Raw genomic sequence first — 19,454 nt, 5'->3', positions numbered from 1 at the left:
ATCTGCAACAAAAAACCCCGCCGGTCAGCTCATACCGGCGGGGTTTTTCATGAGATCGCTGATATCTCAGTACTGATCGTCGTCCTCGTCCTTCGGGGCCGAGCGCAGCGAGCTCAACTTGCGGAAGACGGCATCGGCGTCGATTTCCTTTTCCTTTTCCTCCTCGCGCTCGTAGCTCGGGGTCAGGCGTTCGGTTTCCTGTGCCGATTGCAGCGTCGCGCCAAGCTCGGCAGCGGTCGGCAGCGGACGGCCCTTGGAGGCCTTTTCCACTTCCATGTCGAGATCGATCTGGCTGCAGAGGCCGAGCGTGACCGGATCCATCGGCGCCAGGTTGGCGGAGTTCCAGTGGGTGCGCTCGCGGATCTGCTCGATGGTCGATTTCGTCGTGCCGACGAGGCGGGAAATCTGCGCGTCCTTCAGTTCCGGATGGTTGCGAACGAGCCAGAGAATGGCGTTCGGGCGGTCCTGACGCTTGGAAACCGGCGTATAACGCGGACCGCGGCGCTTGGATTCCGGCACCCGCACCTTCGGTTCGGAAAGCTTCAGCTTGTGGTTCGGATTGGCCTCGGCGCGGGCAATCTCGTCGCGGGAAAGCTGTCCTGTCGAGATCGGGTCGAGGCCCTTGATGCCCTGCGCCGCTTCGCCGTCGGCGATCGCCTTGACTTCGAGCGGATGCAGTTTGCAGAACTGCGCGATCTGATCGAAAGACAGTGCCGTATTGTCGACGAGCCAAATGGCTGTCGCCTTCGGCATGAGCAGTGTTTGAGCCATGGATATAGTCCTTCTATCGTCCGCGCCGGTCGCGGTCCGTGGATTGTCACCACAATGTCCGGGAAATATGGCGCTATATAACCGCACTGTCGCAGAATTGCAATTCTTCCGAAATGAAATGACCTTTGTCTAATTGCCGTGGCGATGCGAACTGCTATGAATTGCCGTGATTTCAAGTCCGGGCCCTTCCTAGCTCACGCGGCCCGTCGCATGTCCCATGAGGAGGAGTTGCATGTCGGAGAAGATCTATCCGGTCACGAAGCCGGTGAAGGCGCGCGCCCTGATCGATAAGGAAAAGTACCTGAAATGGTATGAGGAAAGCGTCGAGAACCCGGACAAGTTCTGGGGCAAGCACGGCAAGCGGATCGACTGGTTCAAGCCCTATACCAAGGTCAAGAACACATCCTTTACCGGCAAGGTTTCGATCAAGTGGTTCGAGGACGGTCAGACAAACGTCTCCTACAACTGCATCGACCGTCATCTGAAAACGAATGGCGACCAAGTGGCGATCATTTGGGAAGGCGACAACCCCTATATCGACAAGAAGGTCACCTATAACGAACTCTACGAGCACGTCTGCCGGATGGCGAATGTGTTGAAGAAGCACGGCGTCAAGAAGGGCGATCGCGTCACCATCTATATGCCGATGATCCCGGAAGCGGCTTATGCGATGCTCGCCTGCGCCCGCATCGGCGCGGTGCATTCGGTCGTCTTCGGCGGTTTCTCGCCCGAGGCGCTGGCCGGGCGCATCGTCGACTGCGAATCCACCTTCGTCATCACCTGCGACGAAGGCCTGCGCGGTGGCAAGCCGGTGCCGTTGAAGGACAATACCGATACCGCAATTGATATTGCGGCACGCCAGCACGTGATCGTGGAGAAGGTTCTGGTCGTTCGCCGCACCGGTGGCAAGACCGGCTGGGCGCCGGGTCGCGATCTCTGGCATCACCAGGAGATCGCCACCGTGAAGGCGGAATGCCCGCCGGTGAAGATGAAGGCGGAAGATCCGCTCTTCATTCTTTATACGTCCGGCTCGACCGGCAAGCCAAAGGGCGTGCTGCACACGACGGGGGGTTATCTCGTCTATGCAGCGATGACGCATGAGTATGTCTTCGATTATCACCACGGCGACGTCTACTGGTGTACAGCCGATGTCGGCTGGGTGACCGGCCATTCCTATATCCTCTATGGGCCGCTTGCGAACTGCGCAACGACGCTGATGTTCGAGGGCGTGCCGAACTTCCCGGATCAGGGTCGTTTCTGGGAAGTCATCGACAAGCACAAGGTCAACATCTTCTATACGGCGCCGACGGCGATCCGCTCGTTGATGGGTGCCGGCGACGACTTCGTCACGCGCTCCTCGCGTTCTTCGCTGCGCCTGCTCGGCACGGTCGGCGAGCCGATCAATCCCGAGGCCTGGGAGTGGTATTACAATGTCGTCGGCGACAAGCGATGCCCTGTCATCGATACGTGGTGGCAGACGGAAACCGGCGGTCACATGATCACGCCGCTGCCCGGCGCCACCGACCTGAAGCCCGGCTCGGCGACGACGCCGTTCTTCGGCGTCAAGCCGCAGCTGGTCGACAATGAGGGCAAGGTGCTGGAAGGTCCGGCCGACGGCAATCTTTGCATCACCGACAGCTGGCCGGGCCAGATGCGCACGGTCTATGGCGATCACGAGCGCTTCATCCAGACCTATTTTTCTACCTACAAGGGCAAGTATTTCACCGGCGATGGCTGCCGGCGCGATGCGGACGGTTATTACTGGATCACCGGCCGGGTCGACGACGTGCTGAACGTCTCCGGCCACCGGCTCGGTACAGCGGAGGTGGAATCCGCTCTCGTCTCGCATAATCTGGTTTCGGAAGCCGCGGTCGTCGGTTATCCGCATCCGATCAAGGGCCAGGGCATCTATTGCTACGTGACGCTGATGGCCGGTCATGAGGGATCGGATACGCTTCGCCAGGAACTGGTAAAACATGTGCGGGGTGAAATCGGCCCGATTGCTGCGCCTGACAAGATCCAGTTTGCGCCCGGCCTGCCGAAGACACGCTCCGGCAAGATCATGCGCCGCATCCTGCGCAAGATTGCCGAAGACGATTTCGGCGCTCTCGGCGACACTTCGACGCTTGCCGATCCGGCAGTCGTCGACGATCTGATCGCCAACCGGCAGAACAAGGCGACCGCTTGATTTATCGAGCCGCTCCGGCCCGCGTCCGAGGGCGGCTCACTTCACTTCTACGCATTGATGCGTGGCTTGCGGCCCCCGTTCACGGTCGAAGCCACGAGAAAGATCACGTCCGTCTGTCAGAGTAACATTCGCCGGATGCGGCCAAATATTTGTCGCCAGAAATGTTCATTAGCCGGATTCTCGGCGAGCGGGCTGTTATATCCTCCAGCGCATGGCGCACATCCGGGTTCCGACCAGAGAAAATTGCTTAGAAATCAATCGCCCTGCCATTGATCTCGTAGTCGCCGAAGCGCGCCGGCTCGGCTCCGCCGCGGCCGCCGATCTCCGGCGGCAGCTCCAGCGGCTTCTGCTTCTGTCGCCGCTCCTCGGCTTCGGCAAGGGCGCGTCTGGCAGCCGGGGACAGCATCTTGCGCGGCGGCTCCGTTCCCTCGGCCATCGGCGTTTCGCTATTGTCGTTATCGGCGTCCTGCATGGCCGTCTCCTGCCGGAAATATTGAAAATGGCTGGTTAATAACCAAATCATAATGCGCCGGTGTCGGGATTGAAAGCTTGTGACGCCGAAATCGGAGATGGAGATCCGCCATGAACCTCGTTCGCACTGCCATGTTGCTTGCCTTCATGACGGCGCTTTTCATGTTTGTCGGCTTCCTGATCGGCGGCCGGGCCGGCATGATGATCGCATTCGTCATTGCCGCCGGCATGAATTTCTTCTCCTACTGGAATTCCGACCGCATGGTGCTTTCGGCCTATCGCGCGCAGGAGGTCGACGAGCGCAACGCGCCGGAATTCTTCCGGATCGTGCGCGATCTCGCCCGCAATGCCGGCCTGCCGATGCCGAAGGTCTATCTCTACGACAGCCCTCAGCCGAATGCCTTCGCCACCGGCCGCAATCCCGACAATGCCGCCGTCGCTGCCTCGACCGGCCTGCTCAGCGCCTTGTCTGCCGAGGAGGTCGCAGGCGTGATGGCGCATGAACTGGCCCACATTCAGAACCGCGACACGCTGACGATGACGATTACGGCAACGCTTGCCGGTGCGATCTCTATGCTCGGCAACTTCGCCTTCTTCTTCGGCGGCAACCGTGAGAACAACAGCAATCCCCTTGGCTTCGTCGGCGTCATCGTCGCGATGATCGTGGCGCCGCTTGCCGCCATGCTGGTGCAGATGGCGATCAGCCGCACGCGCGAATATTCGGCCGACCGCCGCGGCGCCGAGATCTGCGGCAATCCGCTCTGGCTCGCTTCGGCGCTCGGCAAGATCGCGCGCGGCGCTGCCCACGTGCCGAACGAAGACGCCGAGCGCAATCCGGCAACGGCGCATATGTTCATCATCAATCCGCTCTCCGGCGAGCGCATGGACAATCTGTTTTCCACACATCCGAATACGGAAAACCGCATCGCGGCGCTGCACGACATGGCGCAACGCGGCATGAATGTCTCGACGTCGCCGGCTGGTGCTGCTAATCCGTCGCGCAAATCGCGCTCTGTTCCGGATACGGGTCTTGGTCGCGGTGGTTCGCAACCGCCAAAAGGTCCGTGGTCTTGAATTCAAACGGCACGAAGAAGCCATTCCGCAAGCATAAGCCCTCTACTGAGCGACCTGCGCCTGATAAGCCTGGCCTGCAGGCCCGGGCCGCGGCGGCAAAAATTCTTGCTGCCGTCGTCGACCGCAAGCTGCCGCTCGATGGCGCTCTCGATCATGAACACGGCAATCCGGCCTATAGGGCGCTCGGCGAAAGCGACAGGGCGCTCGTTCGCGCCATCCTGAACACGACGCTGCGCCACCTGCCGCGCATCGATGCCGCGATTGCAGGGCTGCTGGATTCGCCGCTGCCGGAGGGCGCAAGGGCGCTGCATCACGTGCTCGCAATCGGGGCGGCGCAGATCCTCTATCTCGACGTGCCGGATCATTCGGCTGTCGATCTTGCCGTCGAGCAGGCCAATCTGGATCCACGCAACCGCCGTTTCGCCAAGCTGGTCAATGCCATACTCCGCCGGCTCGGCCGCGAGAAGGAGCAGGTGCTTGATCAAATCGGCAAGGTCGCGCCGATGCCGGCCTGGTTCATCGCCAGGCTGGAAAAGGCCTATGGCCGGGACGCGGCGCTGGCGATTTCGGAATCCCAGCTCGAACCGGCGGCAATCGATCTGACCGTCAAGTCCGACCCTGAAGATTGGGCGAAGCGGCTGAATGGTGTCGTCCTGCCCACGGGCAGTGTGCGGCTCGCCGCCTTCGACGGCAGCATTCCTTCGGTCGAAGGCTTCGATGAGGGCGCGTGGTGGGTGCAGGATGCAGCGGCAAGCATCCCGGCGAAGCTTTTTGGCGATCTCTTGGGCAAACGTACCGCCGATCTCTGTGCTGCGCCCGGCGGCAAGACGGCGCAGCTCATCCTTGCCGGCGGCGCAGTCACCGCACTCGACCAGTCGGAAAGCCGGCTGAGACGGCTGCGCTCGAATCTCGACCGGCTCGGCCTCAAGGCGGAGACGATTGCCGCAGATCTGACGACATTCGAGCCGGCGGAACGTTTCGATGCGATCCTGCTCGATGCTCCCTGCTCTTCCACCGGCACGACACGCCGGCACCCTGACGTGTTGTGGACCAAGGGACCTGAGGATATCGCCAGGCTGGCGGCGCTGCAGGAACGGCTGCTGCGTCATGCGCTGACATTGCTGAAGCCGGGTGGTACACTGGTTTTTTCGAATTGTTCGCTCGATCCTGTCGAGGGTGAGGACGTCGTCGCCCGCGTTCTTTCCGATACGGATGCGGTCGAGCGCGTTCCGATCGGCGCCAGTGACTGGCCCGGCCTTGAGGCGGCGATCACGCCGCTCGGCGAATTCCGCACGCTTCCCACTATGCTGAAAATGCCCGAAGGCATTGCCTCCGGCCTCGACGGCTTCTATGCGGCTGTGCTGCGGCGCGTGGCCTGATTGCAAGGTTTTAGCGCTCGCGGCGATCTGGCCTATACGAGGTGCTGCATAGCCTCGTATCACGCATGCCGTTCTCTCCAAAACCGCCCGCATGACTTCAGGTAAAACACGCTAATTTGCGTATATTCGAACCTTGTCACGAATTAATTCATTGCGGGCGATGAAATCGGCCGCTTTTCACCTATTCTTAACCACGAGGGTCAATAGACAATAGAATATGCAGTCCGGTCGGCGTTTTGCGAGCATGTATGTTCGGGAGGCTTGGCGGCGCGCCTTGCGCCGCGTCGCGTTGCTGCGCCTGAAGCTCTTTCGCCATTCGATCAAGGTGCCCGAGCGTCTGATCGTGGCGCCGACCGATCTCCGTAGCATCGATCCGCATGTGGCCGACGAAATCCTCAACGGACGGTTTCTCCTGGCCGGGCGCATGCTGGAAACGAACGGAAAGTCGCCCTTCACCTTCACCCTGCCCTCACGGCCCTTTGCGACCCGTCTTCACAGCTTCGGCTGGCTGCGTCACATGCGGGCGAACAAGACGGAGCGTAGTTCGGCTGCCGCCCGCGCGATCGTCGACAGCTGGCTTTCCATCCATGCCGGTCGCATGGAGGGGATTGCCTGGGAGACCGACGTCACCGCGCAACGCGTTATCGCCTGGCTGTCGCATTCGCCGGTGGTGCTGCAGAATGCCGACCGCGGCTTCTATCGTCGCTTCATGAAGTCGCTGGCGTTCCAGGTGAGGTTCCTGCGCCGCATGGCGCCGTTTACCCTCGGCGGCTTGGAGCTGTTTCGGTTGCGTATCGCGCTCGCCATGGCTTCCGTCGCCATGCCGACCCGCGCCTCTACGCTCAGAAGGGCGGCGCAGGCGCTCGACCGCGAATTCGATAGCCAGATTCTGCCGGATGGCGGCCATGTGTCGCGCAATCCGCGCGTCGGGCTGGAATTGCTGCTCGATCTGCTGCCGCTCCGGCAGACCTATGTCAATCTCGGCCATGACCTGCCGCAGAAGCTGATCTCCGGCATAGACCGCATCTATCCGGCATTGCGGTTCTTTCGCCATCAGGACGGGGACCTGGCGCTCTTCAACGGGGCGACCTCGACGCTCGCAAACGAGCTGATGTCGGTGCTGCGATATGACGAGACCGCCGGCCAGCCGTTCAAGGCTTTGCCGCATTCGCGCTATCAGCGGCTTTCCGGGGGAAAGACGGTGATCATTGCCGATACCGGCACGCCGCCTTCTGGAGGCGCGCTTCGGACCGTCCATGCCGGCAGCCTCTCCTTCGAGATGTCGTCCGGACGCCATCGCTTCATCGTCAATTCCGGTTCGCCGAAATTTGCCGGGCACCGTTATGTCCAGATGGCGCGCACGACGGCGGCGCATTCGACCGTTATCCTCAATGACACGTCGTCCAGCCGTTTTTCGCCCTCGCCCTTCCTTAACCACGCAATCACCGAACCGGTGAGGACAATCACCGTTGAGCGTGCCGAAACGGAGGACGGACGCGACGGCATCAAGCTCAGCCATGACGGTTATGTCAGGGTGTTCGGGGTGCTGCACGAGCGTGAGCTGACACTCAATGCCGCAGGCTCGATCGTGACCGGCCGCGACCGGCTTGTCGTCCGCGAAGGATATGAGCATGACGAACTGTTGAAGGCGGTCGCCCGTTTTCATATCCATCCTTCGATCGTCCTGCATCAGAGTGATGGCGAGTCCGTGCTGCTGACGGCGCCTGATGGCGAAAGCTGGCTGTTTTCCGCCCCTGGCAATGAAGTGCTGATCGCCGAGGACATCTTTTTTGCCGACAGCTCCGGCATCTGCGGTTCGGACCAGATCGAGATCGATTTCGATCTTGCCGAGAAGACGGAAATCCGCTGGTTTTTGTCCCGCAAAACCTAAAGGCGAATGGTTTTGGGCGAGTGGCCCGAGAATGGGATCGCATCCACATCAAGGGAGTAGAGTACGATGCCGTCCAAAAAAGGCTCGTGCTTTCGACATCTGCTCTGAGGCCTGTTTGCGCGGCGGCAAACCTGTGCTAACGCGACGCCAGCATGCGAACATCCCTTGCGGATGTCCTCCCGAAGCCCGAACGGAGAAGGTTTCATGGCCGTCATTTCCAAGAAGATCCCCGCCCCCGACAAGGTCGAAATCAAGACCGCGCTCATCTCCGTCTTCAACAAGACCGGGATCGTCGACCTCGCCCACGCCTTGTCTGCCAGAGGTGTGCGCCTGCTCTCGACCGGCGGCACCTATAAAGCGATCGCTGCGGCCGGTCTTGCCGTCACCGATGTCTCCGAAATCACCGGTTTTCCGGAGATCATGGACGGGCGTGTGAAGACGTTGCATCCGACGGTGCATGGCGGCCTGCTGGCGATCCGTGACGACAGCGAACACCAGGAAGCGATGAAAACGCATGGCATCGAGGGCATCGACCTCGCAGTCATCAACCTCTATCCCTTCGAGCAGGTGCGCGCAGCCGGCGGCGATTATCCGACGACCGTCGAGAATATCGACATTGGCGGCCCGGCGATGATCCGCGCATCGGCCAAGAACCATGCCTATGTGACAACCTTGACCGATCCGGCCGATTATGCCGAGCTGCTGGAGCAGCTTTCCGCAGATGACGGCAAGACCGCCTATGCCTTCCGCCAGCGTATGGCTGCCAAAGCCTATGCCCGCACCGCCGCCTATGATGCAATGATCTCCAATTGGTTTGCTGAGGCGCTGTCGATCGACACGCCGCGCCACCGGGTCATCGGCGGCGCGCTGAAGGAAGAGATGCGCTACGGCGAAAACCCGCACCAGAAGGCCGCCTTCTACGTAACCGGCGAGAAGCGTCCGGGTGTTTCGACGGCCGCTCTTCTCCAGGGCAAGCAGCTCTCCTACAACAATATCAACGATACGGATGCGGCCTACGAGCTGGTCGCCGAGTTCCTGCCTGAGAGGGCGCCGGCCTGCGCGATCATCAAGCATGCCAATCCCTGCGGCGTCGCCACCGGATCGAGCCTGGTCGAGGCCTATCGGCGGGCGCTCGCCTGCGATTCCGTTTCCGCCTTCGGCGGTATCATCGCGCTCAACCAAACGCTGGATGCCGAAACGGCCGAAGAGATCGTCAAGCTGTTCACCGAAGTGATCATCGCGCCGGATGTCACGGAGGAGGCGAAGGCGATCGTCGCCCGCAAACCGAACCTGCGACTATTGTCTGCCGGTGGCCTGCCCGATCCGCGTGCCGCGGGCCTGACGGCAAAGACCGTTTCCGGGGGCCTGCTCGTCCAGAGCCGCGACAACGGCATGGTCGAGGATCTGGAACTCAAGGTCGTCACCAGGCGTGCGCCGACGGCGCAGGAACTTGATGACATGAAGTTCGCCTTCAAGGTCGGCAAACATGTGAAGTCGAACGCCGTGGTCTATGCCAAGGACGGCCAGACCGCTGGCATCGGCGCCGGCCAGATGAGCCGGGTCGATTCCGCCCGCATTGCCGCGCTGAAGGCCGAAGAGGCTGCCAAGGCGCTCGGCCTCGCAGTGCCGATGACGCATGGCTCGGCGGTCGCCTCCGAAGCCTTCCTGCCTTTTGCCGACGGTCTTCTGTCGATGATCGCCGCGGGGGCGACGGCGGTTATCCAGCCGGGCGGTTCGATGCGCGACCAGGAGGTCATCGATGCAGCCAATGAACACGGCGTTGCGATGGTCTTTACCGGCATGCGCCATTTCCGGCACTGAATGAGGGTTGGGCGCGGTCACGCGCTCATCTCCGGCTTGATCGGGCTCGTTCCTATGCCCGGTCGGCTGGATAGGGTGTACGGAACAGGAGCACCAGTCCGCCGGCAAGAAAGAGGATCAGCGTTGCCATCCCGAGCCGCGGTGATCCGCTCATATAGGTCACCAGAGAGAAGAGCAGCGTCGCCATGAAACTGGTGGCGCGGCCCGAAAGCGCGTAGATGCCGAAGTAGCGGCCGGCTTCCTCCGGGCTGACGCTGCGGGCGAGATAGGAGCGCGACGAGGCCTGCACCGGCCCGAAGGCGAGCCCGATCAGCAAACCATAGAGGATATAGGCCTTTTCCGCGGCAGTACCGAAAAGGCCGCCGGAATCGGCCGTCGGCAGTGGCATCAGTCCGAATAGGGTGTAACCCGGTCCTGTCGAGATGATGCCGATGGTGGCGAGAAGCAGCATGGTGAGGCTGATGACGACGGTCACCTTCGAACCGACGCTCTTGTCGACGCGGCCGGCGATCAGGCAGCCGAAGATCGCGACAACATTCAGGATGATGCCGTAGATACCGATCTCGATCGTCGCCCAGCCGAACATGCCGGCCGCGAAGATACCGCCAAGGATCAGCAGGCCGTTGACGCCGTCCTGATAAATCATGCGGGCGATGAGGAATGTCAGGATGCCGCGGCGTTCTCTGAGTTCGCCAAGCGTGTTTCTGAGTTCCCGCAAGCCGGAGCGGACGGCGGTGCCGAAGGGAAGACCCCTGCCGACATCCGGCGTAAAGAAGAACATCGGCAGGATGAAGATCAGATACCAGACGGCCGAGATCGGCCCGGTGATGCGTGCATCCTGACCGGTCTGAGGATCGAGGCCGAATAGCGGATCGAGACCGAGGATGGTCTTGCCGGTCTCGGGGCTCGCCGCCAAAAGCGTCACGACGGCAATGAGCACAATGATGCCGCCGAGGTAACCGAGCCCCCAGGCGGTGTTGGAAAGCTTGCCGACTTCGTGCTTGCTGACCAGGCGCGGCATCATCGAATCATTGAAGACGATCGAAAACTCGGCCGAGATCGAGGCGAGGATCATGAAAATGACGGGATAGACAATAGGCGAACCGGGTGCGGCAAACCACAGGCAGGAGAGGCTGGCGATCTTGATGATCGCGAAGAAGCCGATCCAAGGTTTGCGTGCGCCGGACTGGTCGGCGATCGAACCGAGAACGGGTGAGAGCAGGGCGATGATCACAGAGGAGATCGTCGCCATGTTGCTCCACGTCGTCTGCGCGGAAACCGGGTCATCGGTCAGGCGGGAAACGAAATAGGGGCCGAAGATAAAGGTTGTGACCACGGTAAAGAAGGGCTGTGCTGCCCAGTCGAAGAACATCCACCCCCAGATGCCCTTCTCCGTGGCCTTCGGCGGTTGCGTTCCTGTCCAGTCAATGCGATTCAACATCCGCTCCTTGTTTTGACGCGGACTGTCTCACCTCGCCCGGTCGCGCGCAAGATCGGTCAGGATACCTGCAGCAACGGTAATACGCGCGAGATTGGGATCGCCGCCGTCGCTGAGGCTTGAAAGCTCCTCGAGGATGCGGTTGATGCGGATGCGATCCTGCGCATGCCAGGCTTGAACGGGAAGCTTCTCCTTGCCGTGATCGGAAAGGGCCGAGATGACGATGTCGCGCCTTGCGCTGGCGATTTGGTCGATGCTGCGGGCAAGCGCCAGATTCTCGTAATGGTCTGAGGTGAGGATCCGCCCGCCCGCCGCCAGCAGCCTGCCGATACGGAAGGTCTGCGACACGGCGATGTAGTTCTCGGCGGCGCGCACCAGCGGTTCACCAGTGCGTTCTGCGATCTGCATGATCTCCGGCACCAGTGCGAAGATCGGGAGGCTGGCGATCTCGGCCGCAAGTTTTTCGGGCAGGCCCGCCTGGCTGTACTCCGCCTGGCGCACGGCGACCTCGCCGGCCACCTGTCCGGCGAAGGCGGTTTTCAGCTTCTTCAGGGCCGCCTGCAGCCGGCTAATCACTTCCGCCATATCGGCCTTGGTCATGCCCGTCTTCAGCAGCAGGCGCGTCAGCACGACAAAGCTGTGGCCGATCTCCTCGTAGATGCGGTTCTGCATCTCGCCTGCTATCTTGCCGTCCAGGGCGTCCGTCTCGGCCCAGAGGCGGGTCAGGTCGAAACCGTCGCGGGCAACGATTGCGGCGCGCACCACTTCCGGTGCCGAAGCTGCCGTCGCGTCCATCATGGCGACGGTGAAGCTTGGTCCGCCACGGTTGATCGCTTCGTTGGCAAGCACGGTCGCGACGATTTCGCGCTTCAGGCGGTGGCTGGTGATATCGCCGGCATTCGACTTCTGCATCTTCACAGGGAAATAATTCAAAAGCGTGGCGATGAAGTAGGGATCGTCCGGCAGATCGCTTGCGGCCAGCGCGTCGAAGAGTACGATCTTGGCATAGGATACCAGCACGCCGATTTCCGGCCGCGTCAGCGGCTTGCCGGCTGTATAGCGTTCGGCCAGGGTCTGGTCGTCCGGCAGCGTCTCGACTTTGCGGTTCAGCTGGCCGGCGCCCTCAAGCACAGTCATGAAGCGGCCAAGCTGCAGACCGTTTGCTGTGCCCTTGCGTTCTGTCAGTGAGATCGCCAGCGACTGCAGGTAGTTGTTGCGCAGCACCAAGGTCGCCACTTCGCCGGTCATCGAAGAAAGAAGCTGGTCGCGCTTCGCACGCGTCAGGCGTCCGTCATGCATGGCGGCTGCCAACGCGATCTTGATATTGACCTCGACGTCCGAGGTGTTGACGCCGGCCGAGTTGTCGATGGCGTCGGAATTGCAGCGCCCGCCCTTGAGACCATAGGCGATGCGGCCCTTCTGGGTGACGCCGAGGTTTGCGCCCTCGCCGATCACCTTGGCGCGCACCTCTGTCGCCGCGACGCGAATCGGGTCGTTGGCGCGGTCGCCGACTTCGGCATCGGTTTCGGACGGCGCTTTCACATAGGTGCCGATGCCGCCGAACCAGAGCAGATCGACCGGGCTCTTCAGGATCGCCGTCATGATCTCGAAGGGGGTGGCCACGGCCTTGTCGATGCCGATCGCGGCAACCGCTTCCGGCGTCAGCGTCACCGATTTCGCTGCGCGCGAAATGATCATTGCACCCTTCGACAGTACGCTCTTGTCGAAATCCTGCCAGCTTGAACGCGGCAGGTCGAAGAGCCGCTGGCGCTCAGTCAGTGTCTTTTCCATATCGGGGTCGGGATCGATGATAATGTCGCGGTGATCGAAGGCGGCAATGAGCCGGATCTTCGGAGAGAGCAGCATGCCGTTGCCGAAGACGTCGCCGGACATGTCGCCGACGCCGGCGACAGTGAAGGGCGTCGTCTGGATATCGATGTCCATCTCGCGGAAATGGCGTTTTGCGGTTTCCCAGGCGCCGCGGGCAGTGATGCCCATCTTCTTGTGGTCGTAACCGGCCGAGCCGCCGGAGGCAAAGGCGTCGTCCAGCCAGAAGCCGGCTTCCTGCGCCAGTGCATTGGCGGTGTCGGAGAAGGTCGCAGTGCCCTTGTCGGCCGCGACGACGAAATAAGGGTCATCACCGTCGAGCCTGACCGTATCCTTCGGCGGCACGATATCGGCGCCTGATATATTGTCGGTGATCGAAAGCAGCGTGCGGATGTAGGTCTTGTAGGCCTCGCGGCCGGCGTTGAAGATCTCGTCACGGCTGCCGCCGACAGGGAGCTTCTTCGGATAGAAACCGCCCTTGGCGCCGACCGGCACGATGACAGCGTTCTTGACCTGCTGCGCCTTGACGAGGCCGAGCACCTCGGTGCGGTAATCCTCGGCGCGATCCGACCAGCGCAGGCCGCCGCGCGCCACTTTGCCGAAGCGCAGGTGCACGCCTTCCACCTCGACGCCGTAGACGAACATCTCGCGGAAGGGTTTCGGCTGCGGCAGCCCGTCGACCAGATGCGGATCAAGCTTGAAGGCCAGCATCGGTTTCGGCGAACCATCCGGGTGCTTCTGGAAATAATTGGTGCGCAGCGTCGCATCGACGATGTTGACGTAGCGGCGCAGGATACGGTCGTCGTCGAGGCTCGGCACGTTGGCAAGCTCGGCCTCGATCGCCTGGTGCAGTTCGGCAAGCTTCTTGACGCGGATCTTCTCCGAAAGCCTGGTGTCGAGCGTGTCATGGAAGAGACGAAAGATAGCGGCGGCGACACCGGGATATTTGTCGAGCGTCGTCGCGATATAATCCTGCGAATAGGCGATGCCGGCCTGGCGGAGATAACGCGCGTAGGCGCGCAGCACGTTCGTCTCGCGCGCCGAGAGCCCGGCCGAAAGGATCAGCCGGTTGAAGCTGTCATTGTCGATCGTGCCGGCGAAGGCGGCGACGAAGCCTTCCTCGAGGGCGGCGCCGTAACGCTGCAGATCGATCTCACCGCCATTGCGGGCCTCGAGCTCCATGTCGTGCAGCACGACGAGTTTCTTTTCTCCATCGGCGGCCGGCACCCCGATGTCGAAAGTGCGTTCACTGACGACGTTGAAGCCGAGATTCTCGAGAAGCGGCACGCGGCGCGACAGCGCCAGCTGGCCGCCGGCGTGGAAGATCTTCAAGGAAAGGGTGCGGCCCTGTTCTTCCTGACGATGGTAGAACTGGATGCGCAGTGGTTCGCCGGCGGCGCAGGCACCGATATCGGCGAGGTCAGCCACGGTTTCCTCCGGAGTGAAGGAATCCTGGAAGGCTTGGTCGACGGATATCTTCGGCGCCTTGGCGCCTGCCAGCGCCTCGAAACGGTCGTCCCAGCGGGCGGTGATTTCGCGGATCACCTGCTCGAGCTTTGCCTGCGGAATGCGTGGCGTCTTGCCGCCCGAGCGGCCGATAATGAAATGCACGCGGGCCACGCCGCCTTCCGGGAAAGCCGGATAATAGGCCGAGACACGGCCGTCATAGACAGTCTTCAGATAGGTGCCGATCCGTTCGCGGACGATCGAGTCATACTCCTCGCGCGGCACGTAGGTGATCACCGAGACGAAGCGGTCGAAATGGTCGATGCGCGGCAGGACGCGGACGCGCGGCCGATCGGCCAAGTCGTTGATCTGTTCAGCAAAACTTGCAAGCAGCGTCTTGTCGATCTGGAAAAGATCGTCGCGCGGATAGGATTCCAGCGTGTTGTCGAGCATGCGGCCGGAATGGCTCATCGGGTCGAAGCCGAAATGTTCCTTCACCTTCTCGATCTTGGAACGCAGCAGCGGGATTTCCGAGGCGAGCGAGGTATAGGCGGTCGAGGTGAAAAGGCCGACGATGCGCAGTTCGCCGGTGACGTTGCCCTCCGCGTCGAAGCGCTTGACGCCGACATAATCCATATAGGCCCGGCGATGGACGATCGATTTCACGTTCGCCTTGGTGACGATCAGGAAGTCCGGGCCGTCGAGGAAGGCAAGGATTTCAGGTGTCGTCGTCACGGCGTCCTTGCCGGTGCGCAGCACCAGTACATCGGGATTGGAAAGGATGCCGAGGCCAGCACCCTTGTCGCGTTCGACCCTGGCATCGGTCCCCTTGCCGGAATAGACGTATTCTCGCATGCCGAGGAACGTGAAATTCTCATCGCGCAGCCAGGTCAGGAAAGCGACGGCCTCGTCCCGATCGGCCTTCTTCCGGCTGGCGCCATTGGCCGCAAGCTCGGCGATCACGCCGTCGATCTTGGAAAGCATCGGCTTCCAGTCGGAAACCGACAGGCGGACCTGTTCGAGGACTTTTTCGATGCGTTTGGCGAGATCAGCGGCCTGGGTGGAATTGAGGGGAGCAATGTGAAGCTGGATATGGCTGACGCGGTTGGCCGGATCGCTCGAGTGATCGGCGGAATAAGTCGCCGGCGCCTTGCCCTTTTCCATGACCAGGATGGGATGCACGGCCATGAACAGGTCACGATAGGTGCTCGTCACTTCGCCCATGACCGATTCAAACAGAAAAGGCATGTTCCGGTCGGTGACTGAAAGCACCGAGACGGCGATGCCACCGGGCGTCACATCGGCAATGGTGTCGATGCTGACGCGGGGCGCCTTGCCGTTCCATGCGTCGAGTTCCTTTGCCGAATGCACCGCGGAGAGCGCCAGCATTTCCGGCGTATAGAGTTCGAGATCGTCATTGCTTGCCCGGCCGAAGAGAATTTCCGGATCGAGATGCGCCTCGCCTGTCGCTTTGGCGATCTTGCGCGCGCTTTCGATCTGCTTTTCCCGTTTCGGATTGTTTCTGGCAGCCATGGATCGCCTCCCTCAATGGTCTGATTTTCCGCAAGCTAGCAGAAGATTCTTCGAAAAAATCTCTAAAAGAGCGGTCCGAAGGATTGCTTTGACGCTTTTTGGCGCTGGAAACGAGAAATTGTAAGAGATTTTCCGCTTTCTTCGCCAAACGAAAGCGAAAGTCCCGTCTTCCAGTTTTTCGTTCCGGCGAACATTTCCACGCTCAGATGAAGAATGGTTGACAGCGTGGCGTCAAAAAGATCATCAAACCCGGTCATCATTCGGATTTTGTATATCATGTCGGAAAATGCAGCGGGCGCAGTCATCGTCATCTCCAGCCATGTGGTGCGTGGCTCGGTCGGAAACCGGGCAGCCGTCTTTGCGCTGGAGACGCTCGGTCATCCGGTCTGGGCCCTGCCGACCATAGTGCTGCCCTGGCATCCCGGCCACGGCCGCTCGACGCGGCTGACTTTTGCGGAAACGGATTTCGACGCGGCGATCGACGATCTGATCCGCGCACCCTGGATCGGCGAAGTCAAGGCGGTGCTTTCGGGCTATTTCGGCAATGCTGCCCAGGCGCGCTCCGTCGCCCGGTTGATCGCTGCGCTAAGGCAAAACAATCCCGATCTGCTCTATGTCTGCGATCCCGTGATGGGCGATCTCGGCGGCCTTTACGTGCCGGAAGCGACCGCAGAGGCCATTCGTGATCATCTCATTCCGCTCGCCTCGCTCGCGACGCCGAACCGCTACGAGCTCGCATGGCTTTCGGGGGCAGCCCTTGAAGACAACAGCGCGATCATGGAGGCGGCGCTCGCGCTCGGACCAGCGCGCATGCTCGTCACTTCGGCGGTGCCGATGATGGCGGGCGGTACCGGCAATCTCTATCTTTCCGGCCGTCACGCCCTTCTTGCCGAGCATCGCGTCGTCGAAAACCCGCCGAATGGTCTCGGCGACCTCATCGCCGCCGTTTTCCTGTCGCGCCTGCTTTCCGGGATCGAGGACGAAAAGGCGCTGCAGCTTGCCACCGCCAGCGTCTTCGAGGTGCTTGCGCGTGCCGTTAAGCGCGGCAGCAACGAGTTGATGCTGGCCAGCGATGCTTCCAGCCTTTCGACGCCGATGGCCATGGTGCAGATGCGCCGCCTCGTGCACCCGGCGCAGCGGCGGAAAAAATGATGCATCTGCCAATATGTTCATTTTGCGGTGCAGCAGTTGATCTTGTCTTCGGCGCGCGCTAATCCAGAAGCATGCAGCGTTTTCCAAATCCCCTTCTGGACGGCTATCGCAACTTTATGAACGGGCGTTATGCCGACGCCCGCGACAGGTATCGGCAGCTGGCCGAAAACGGTCAGAGTCCCCATACGCTTGTCATTGCCTGTTCGGATTCTCGCGCGGCACCGGAGCTGATCTTCGATGCCGGCCCGGGTGAGCTCTTCGTCATCCGCAACGTCGCCAACATGGTGCCGCCCTACGAGCCGGACGGTCATTTTCATTCGACCTCGGCCGCACTCGAATTTGCCGTGCAGGTGCTGAAGGTCTCGGATATCGTCGTGATGGGCCATGGCCGCTGCGGCGGCATCCGCTCTGCACTCGATCCGAATGCCGAGCCATTGTCGCCCGGCGATTTCATCGGCCGCTGGATGTCGCTGGTCAAACCCGCGGCCGAGCAGATCCAGAGCAACGACGTGATGACGGCCGCCGAGCGGCAGACGGCGCTGGAGCGTGTCTCCATCCGCAATTCAATCAACAATCTCAGAAGCTTCCCAGACATCAAGGCGCTCGAGGAAGCGGGAAAACTTCATCTCCACGGCGCCTGGTTCGACATTTCGACCGGCGAACTCTGGGTCATGGACGCCGAGACACGCGACTTCATTCGTCCCGAAATCTAGGGGCATGCCGGTTTATCAATTTTTTAAGGATTGTTGTTAAGCTCGCCGTCAATTGGTCGCGCACGACCGACGTTTTGATCACCGTGGCGATTGGCGATGAAGTTCGAAACCATCAAGAAGGTTATTCTGGCCGCCATTCTGCTGCCCTTCGTCTTCATGCTCATTGAAGGCGTCGTCGTCATACGTTCTTCGGTCAATCAATACTGGAACCTCGAAAAGGACCGGCAGTTCGCCGATGTGCTTGCCCGTGGCGGGTCGATCGCCGCCACGGAGATTCTGACTGAAATTGGCGCCACCCGCCGCTACCTCGCAGATCCCAGCAGCAGGACTGCCATCGATATGCAGCAAAGCCGGGTGACGCTCGATCGCGAACGCCGCGCTTTTTATGCCAGCCTGCCCTCCCGCGATGCGCTCGACGAGGGGCTCGTCGGCGAATTATCGATTCTCAGCCTTGCCTACAGCCGCATCGTCGCGGCGCGCAGCGCCGTCGACCAGGGCCGTTATGCCGGCAGCGATCCCGGTTCCATCTACTGGTATGCGGCTCTCAAGCAGCTTGCCGTCGTCGATACGCTTTCACCGCTGATCAGCGATCCGGTGCTGCTTGAGAAATCCAACCAGCTGATGGGCATCCTGCTGACCTATTACGGCGAAAGGCTGATCACCGGGATCGGCACCCGTTATCTCAACCAAGGGGTTTCCGCCAGATTGCCGGTGGAGCTCTTCGTGCAGGGCAAGGTCATGCTCGGCGAGGGCATGGATCACATGGTTTTCCATTCCTCCGCGCCGGTCGTGCGCAACATCGTTGCTTATCTCGGCCGCAGCAGCCAGGTAAAGGCGAATGCGATCACCGATGCCATTCTCGCCGGATCGCGGCCGACACGCGCCGTGCATGACGTCTGGGCCGCCGCGCAGAGCGAGCGCATGAGCTTCCTGCAGCAGAAGATGATCGAGGCCGCACAGGATATTCACGAGACCGGCGAAAACCTTTCGACGCGCTCGCACATACACCTGACGCGGATTCTGGCGCTGTGTGCCGGCCTGCTGATACTCGCCACATTGGTGCTGCTGCTGGCGGCAAGGGGCCTGCGCCTGATCGACCGGCTGACCCAGGATCGGGAGACGCTGGTCGGCGAGTTGCGCAGCGCCGCCCAGACCGATCTTCTGACCGGTCTTTACAACAGGCGCGGCTTCGAGGTCGCCGCATCCGCACTTCTCACACAGGCCGAGCACGGATCGCGCTGGATTTCCGTCGTGCTGTTCGACCTCGATCATTTCAAGAAGATCAACGACGTTCACGGGCATGATGCCGGCGATGCCGTGCTCCGGCATGTCGCGGGCGTCGCGCGTGAGAATTTTCGTTCCTTCGATCTCTTGGTGCGCCATGGCGGCGAGGAGTTCCTGGCGCTTCTGCCGGATTCGACGCCTGACGATGCTGCAATCGTTGCCGAGCGTGTGCGGCTGGCGATCGAGGCGGCGGAAATCCCCCTGCCGAGCGGCGATGTTCTCAAGGTGACGGCAAGTTTCGGATGCGCCGGCCGGACAAATGAAGCCACCAACCGGAACTTCGAGGATCTGGTCAAACGCGCCGACCTGGCGCTTTACGCCGCCAAGGCCTCCGGCCGCAACTGCGTCGTCTCGGGACCGACCCTGCCGGCCCCGGCCCAGGAGGAGCGACGCAAGGCGGTGTCGGGCGGCGGCTTTGATTTCCGCAAATGAAAAACGCCGCATATCGCAGCGGCGTTTCGGGATT

At 61.4% G+C, this 19,454-nt stretch carries 13 protein-coding genes; 8 read left to right on the top strand and 5 right to left on the bottom strand.

Features of this window, described 5'->3' with window-relative positions; translation table 11 throughout:
• Nucleotides 1-66: 66 nt before the first annotated feature.
• Entirely contained in the window at nucleotides 67-771 is a 705-nt protein-coding gene (locus AC244Q_RS22060; RefSeq protein WP_007632151.1) for a DUF1013 domain-containing protein, read from the bottom strand.
• A 232-nt stretch (nucleotides 772-1,003) separates the two neighbouring features.
• On the opposite strand from AC244Q_RS22060, the gene acs reads away from it, so the two are divergent.
• Nucleotides 1,004-2,959, top strand: a complete 1,956-nt coding sequence (gene acs / locus AC244Q_RS22055) for an acetate--CoA ligase (RefSeq protein WP_113546674.1) — start codon at nucleotides 1,004-1,006, stop codon at nucleotides 2,957-2,959.
• A 247-nt stretch (nucleotides 2,960-3,206) separates the two neighbouring features.
• On the opposite strand, the gene AC244Q_RS22050 is transcribed toward acs, so the two are convergent.
• Nucleotides 3,207-3,431, bottom strand: a complete 225-nt coding sequence (locus tag AC244Q_RS22050) for a DUF1674 domain-containing protein (protein ID WP_012759525.1) — start codon at nucleotides 3,429-3,431, stop codon at nucleotides 3,207-3,209.
• Nucleotides 3,432-3,541: 110 nt separating this feature from the next.
• Here AC244Q_RS22050 and htpX point away from each other — a divergent pair, with 110 nt between their 5' ends.
• The 4 genes from htpX to purH all read left to right on the top strand — a co-directional run bounded on the left by htpX (nucleotide 3,542) and on the right by purH (nucleotide 9,595).
• On the top strand, nucleotides 3,542-4,504 hold the full coding sequence (htpX, locus tag AC244Q_RS22045) for a zinc metalloprotease HtpX (RefSeq protein WP_113546675.1): 963 nt from the start codon (nucleotides 3,542-3,544) through the stop codon (nucleotides 4,502-4,504).
• Nucleotides 4,495-5,883 carry an RsmB/NOP family class I SAM-dependent RNA methyltransferase gene (locus AC244Q_RS22040; protein ID WP_041935602.1) on the top strand — a complete coding sequence of 463 codons (1,389 nt, stop codon included), beginning with the start codon at nucleotides 4,495-4,497 and terminating at the stop codon, nucleotides 5,881-5,883. Before htpX ends, AC244Q_RS22040 begins: the two co-directional genes overlap by 10 nt.
• A 217-nt stretch (nucleotides 5,884-6,100) precedes the next feature.
• Nucleotides 6,101-7,774, top strand: coding sequence for a heparinase II/III family protein (locus tag AC244Q_RS22035; RefSeq protein ID WP_113546676.1), 1,674 nt, complete (start codon nucleotides 6,101-6,103; stop codon nucleotides 7,772-7,774).
• 204 nt (nucleotides 7,775-7,978) lie between these two features.
• Nucleotides 7,979-9,595, top strand: coding sequence for a bifunctional phosphoribosylaminoimidazolecarboxamide formyltransferase/IMP cyclohydrolase (gene purH / locus AC244Q_RS22030; RefSeq protein WP_113546677.1), 1,617 nt, complete (start codon nucleotides 7,979-7,981; stop codon nucleotides 9,593-9,595).
• Nucleotides 9,596-9,647: 52 nt separating this feature from the next.
• Here the strand turns inward: purH and AC244Q_RS22025 are convergent, their stop codons facing one another.
• From AC244Q_RS22025 to AC244Q_RS22015, 3 genes are all read right to left on the bottom strand, one after another.
• The gene (locus tag AC244Q_RS22025) at nucleotides 9,648-11,036 is read right to left on the bottom strand and encodes an MFS transporter (protein ID WP_113546678.1); all 1,389 of its coding nucleotides are present in this window, start codon (nucleotides 11,034-11,036) and stop codon (nucleotides 9,648-9,650) included.
• A gap of 27 nt (nucleotides 11,037-11,063) precedes the next feature.
• The gene (locus tag AC244Q_RS22020; protein ID WP_128405983.1) at nucleotides 11,064-15,839 is read right to left on the bottom strand and encodes an NAD-glutamate dehydrogenase; all 4,776 of its coding nucleotides are present in this window, start codon (nucleotides 15,837-15,839) and stop codon (nucleotides 11,064-11,066) included.
• A 62-nt stretch (nucleotides 15,840-15,901) separates the two neighbouring features.
• Nucleotides 15,902-16,144: a hypothetical protein gene (locus AC244Q_RS22015; RefSeq protein ID WP_206641044.1), complete on the bottom strand. Its 243-nt coding sequence runs from the start codon at nucleotides 16,142-16,144 to the stop codon at nucleotides 15,902-15,904.
• Here AC244Q_RS22015 and pdxY point away from each other — a divergent pair.
• The 3 genes from pdxY (at nucleotide 16,116) to AC244Q_RS22000 (ending at nucleotide 19,420) form a co-directional block, all read left to right on the top strand.
• Complete coding sequence (gene pdxY, locus AC244Q_RS22010; RefSeq protein WP_113546680.1) at nucleotides 16,116-16,991, top strand: pyridoxal kinase PdxY; 876 nt, start codon at nucleotides 16,116-16,118, stop codon at nucleotides 16,989-16,991. The two genes, AC244Q_RS22015 and pdxY, sit on opposite strands and share 29 nt — an antisense overlap.
• A 71-nt stretch (nucleotides 16,992-17,062) precedes the next feature.
• Nucleotides 17,063-17,704 (top strand): carbonic anhydrase, encoded by a 642-nt coding sequence (locus AC244Q_RS22005; protein WP_113546681.1) that lies wholly within the window; start codon nucleotides 17,063-17,065, stop codon nucleotides 17,702-17,704.
• Between the two features lie 96 nt (nucleotides 17,705-17,800).
• Nucleotides 17,801-19,420: a GGDEF domain-containing protein gene (locus AC244Q_RS22000; protein WP_113546682.1), complete on the top strand. Its 1,620-nt coding sequence runs from the start codon at nucleotides 17,801-17,803 to the stop codon at nucleotides 19,418-19,420.
• Nucleotides 19,421-19,454 lie beyond the last annotated feature (34 nt).

It is taken from the genome of Rhizobium sp. CB2179, assembly GCF_057653455.1.
Note: the sequence above shows the minus strand (reverse complement) of the source record. Positions and strands in the feature narration are given on the sequence as shown.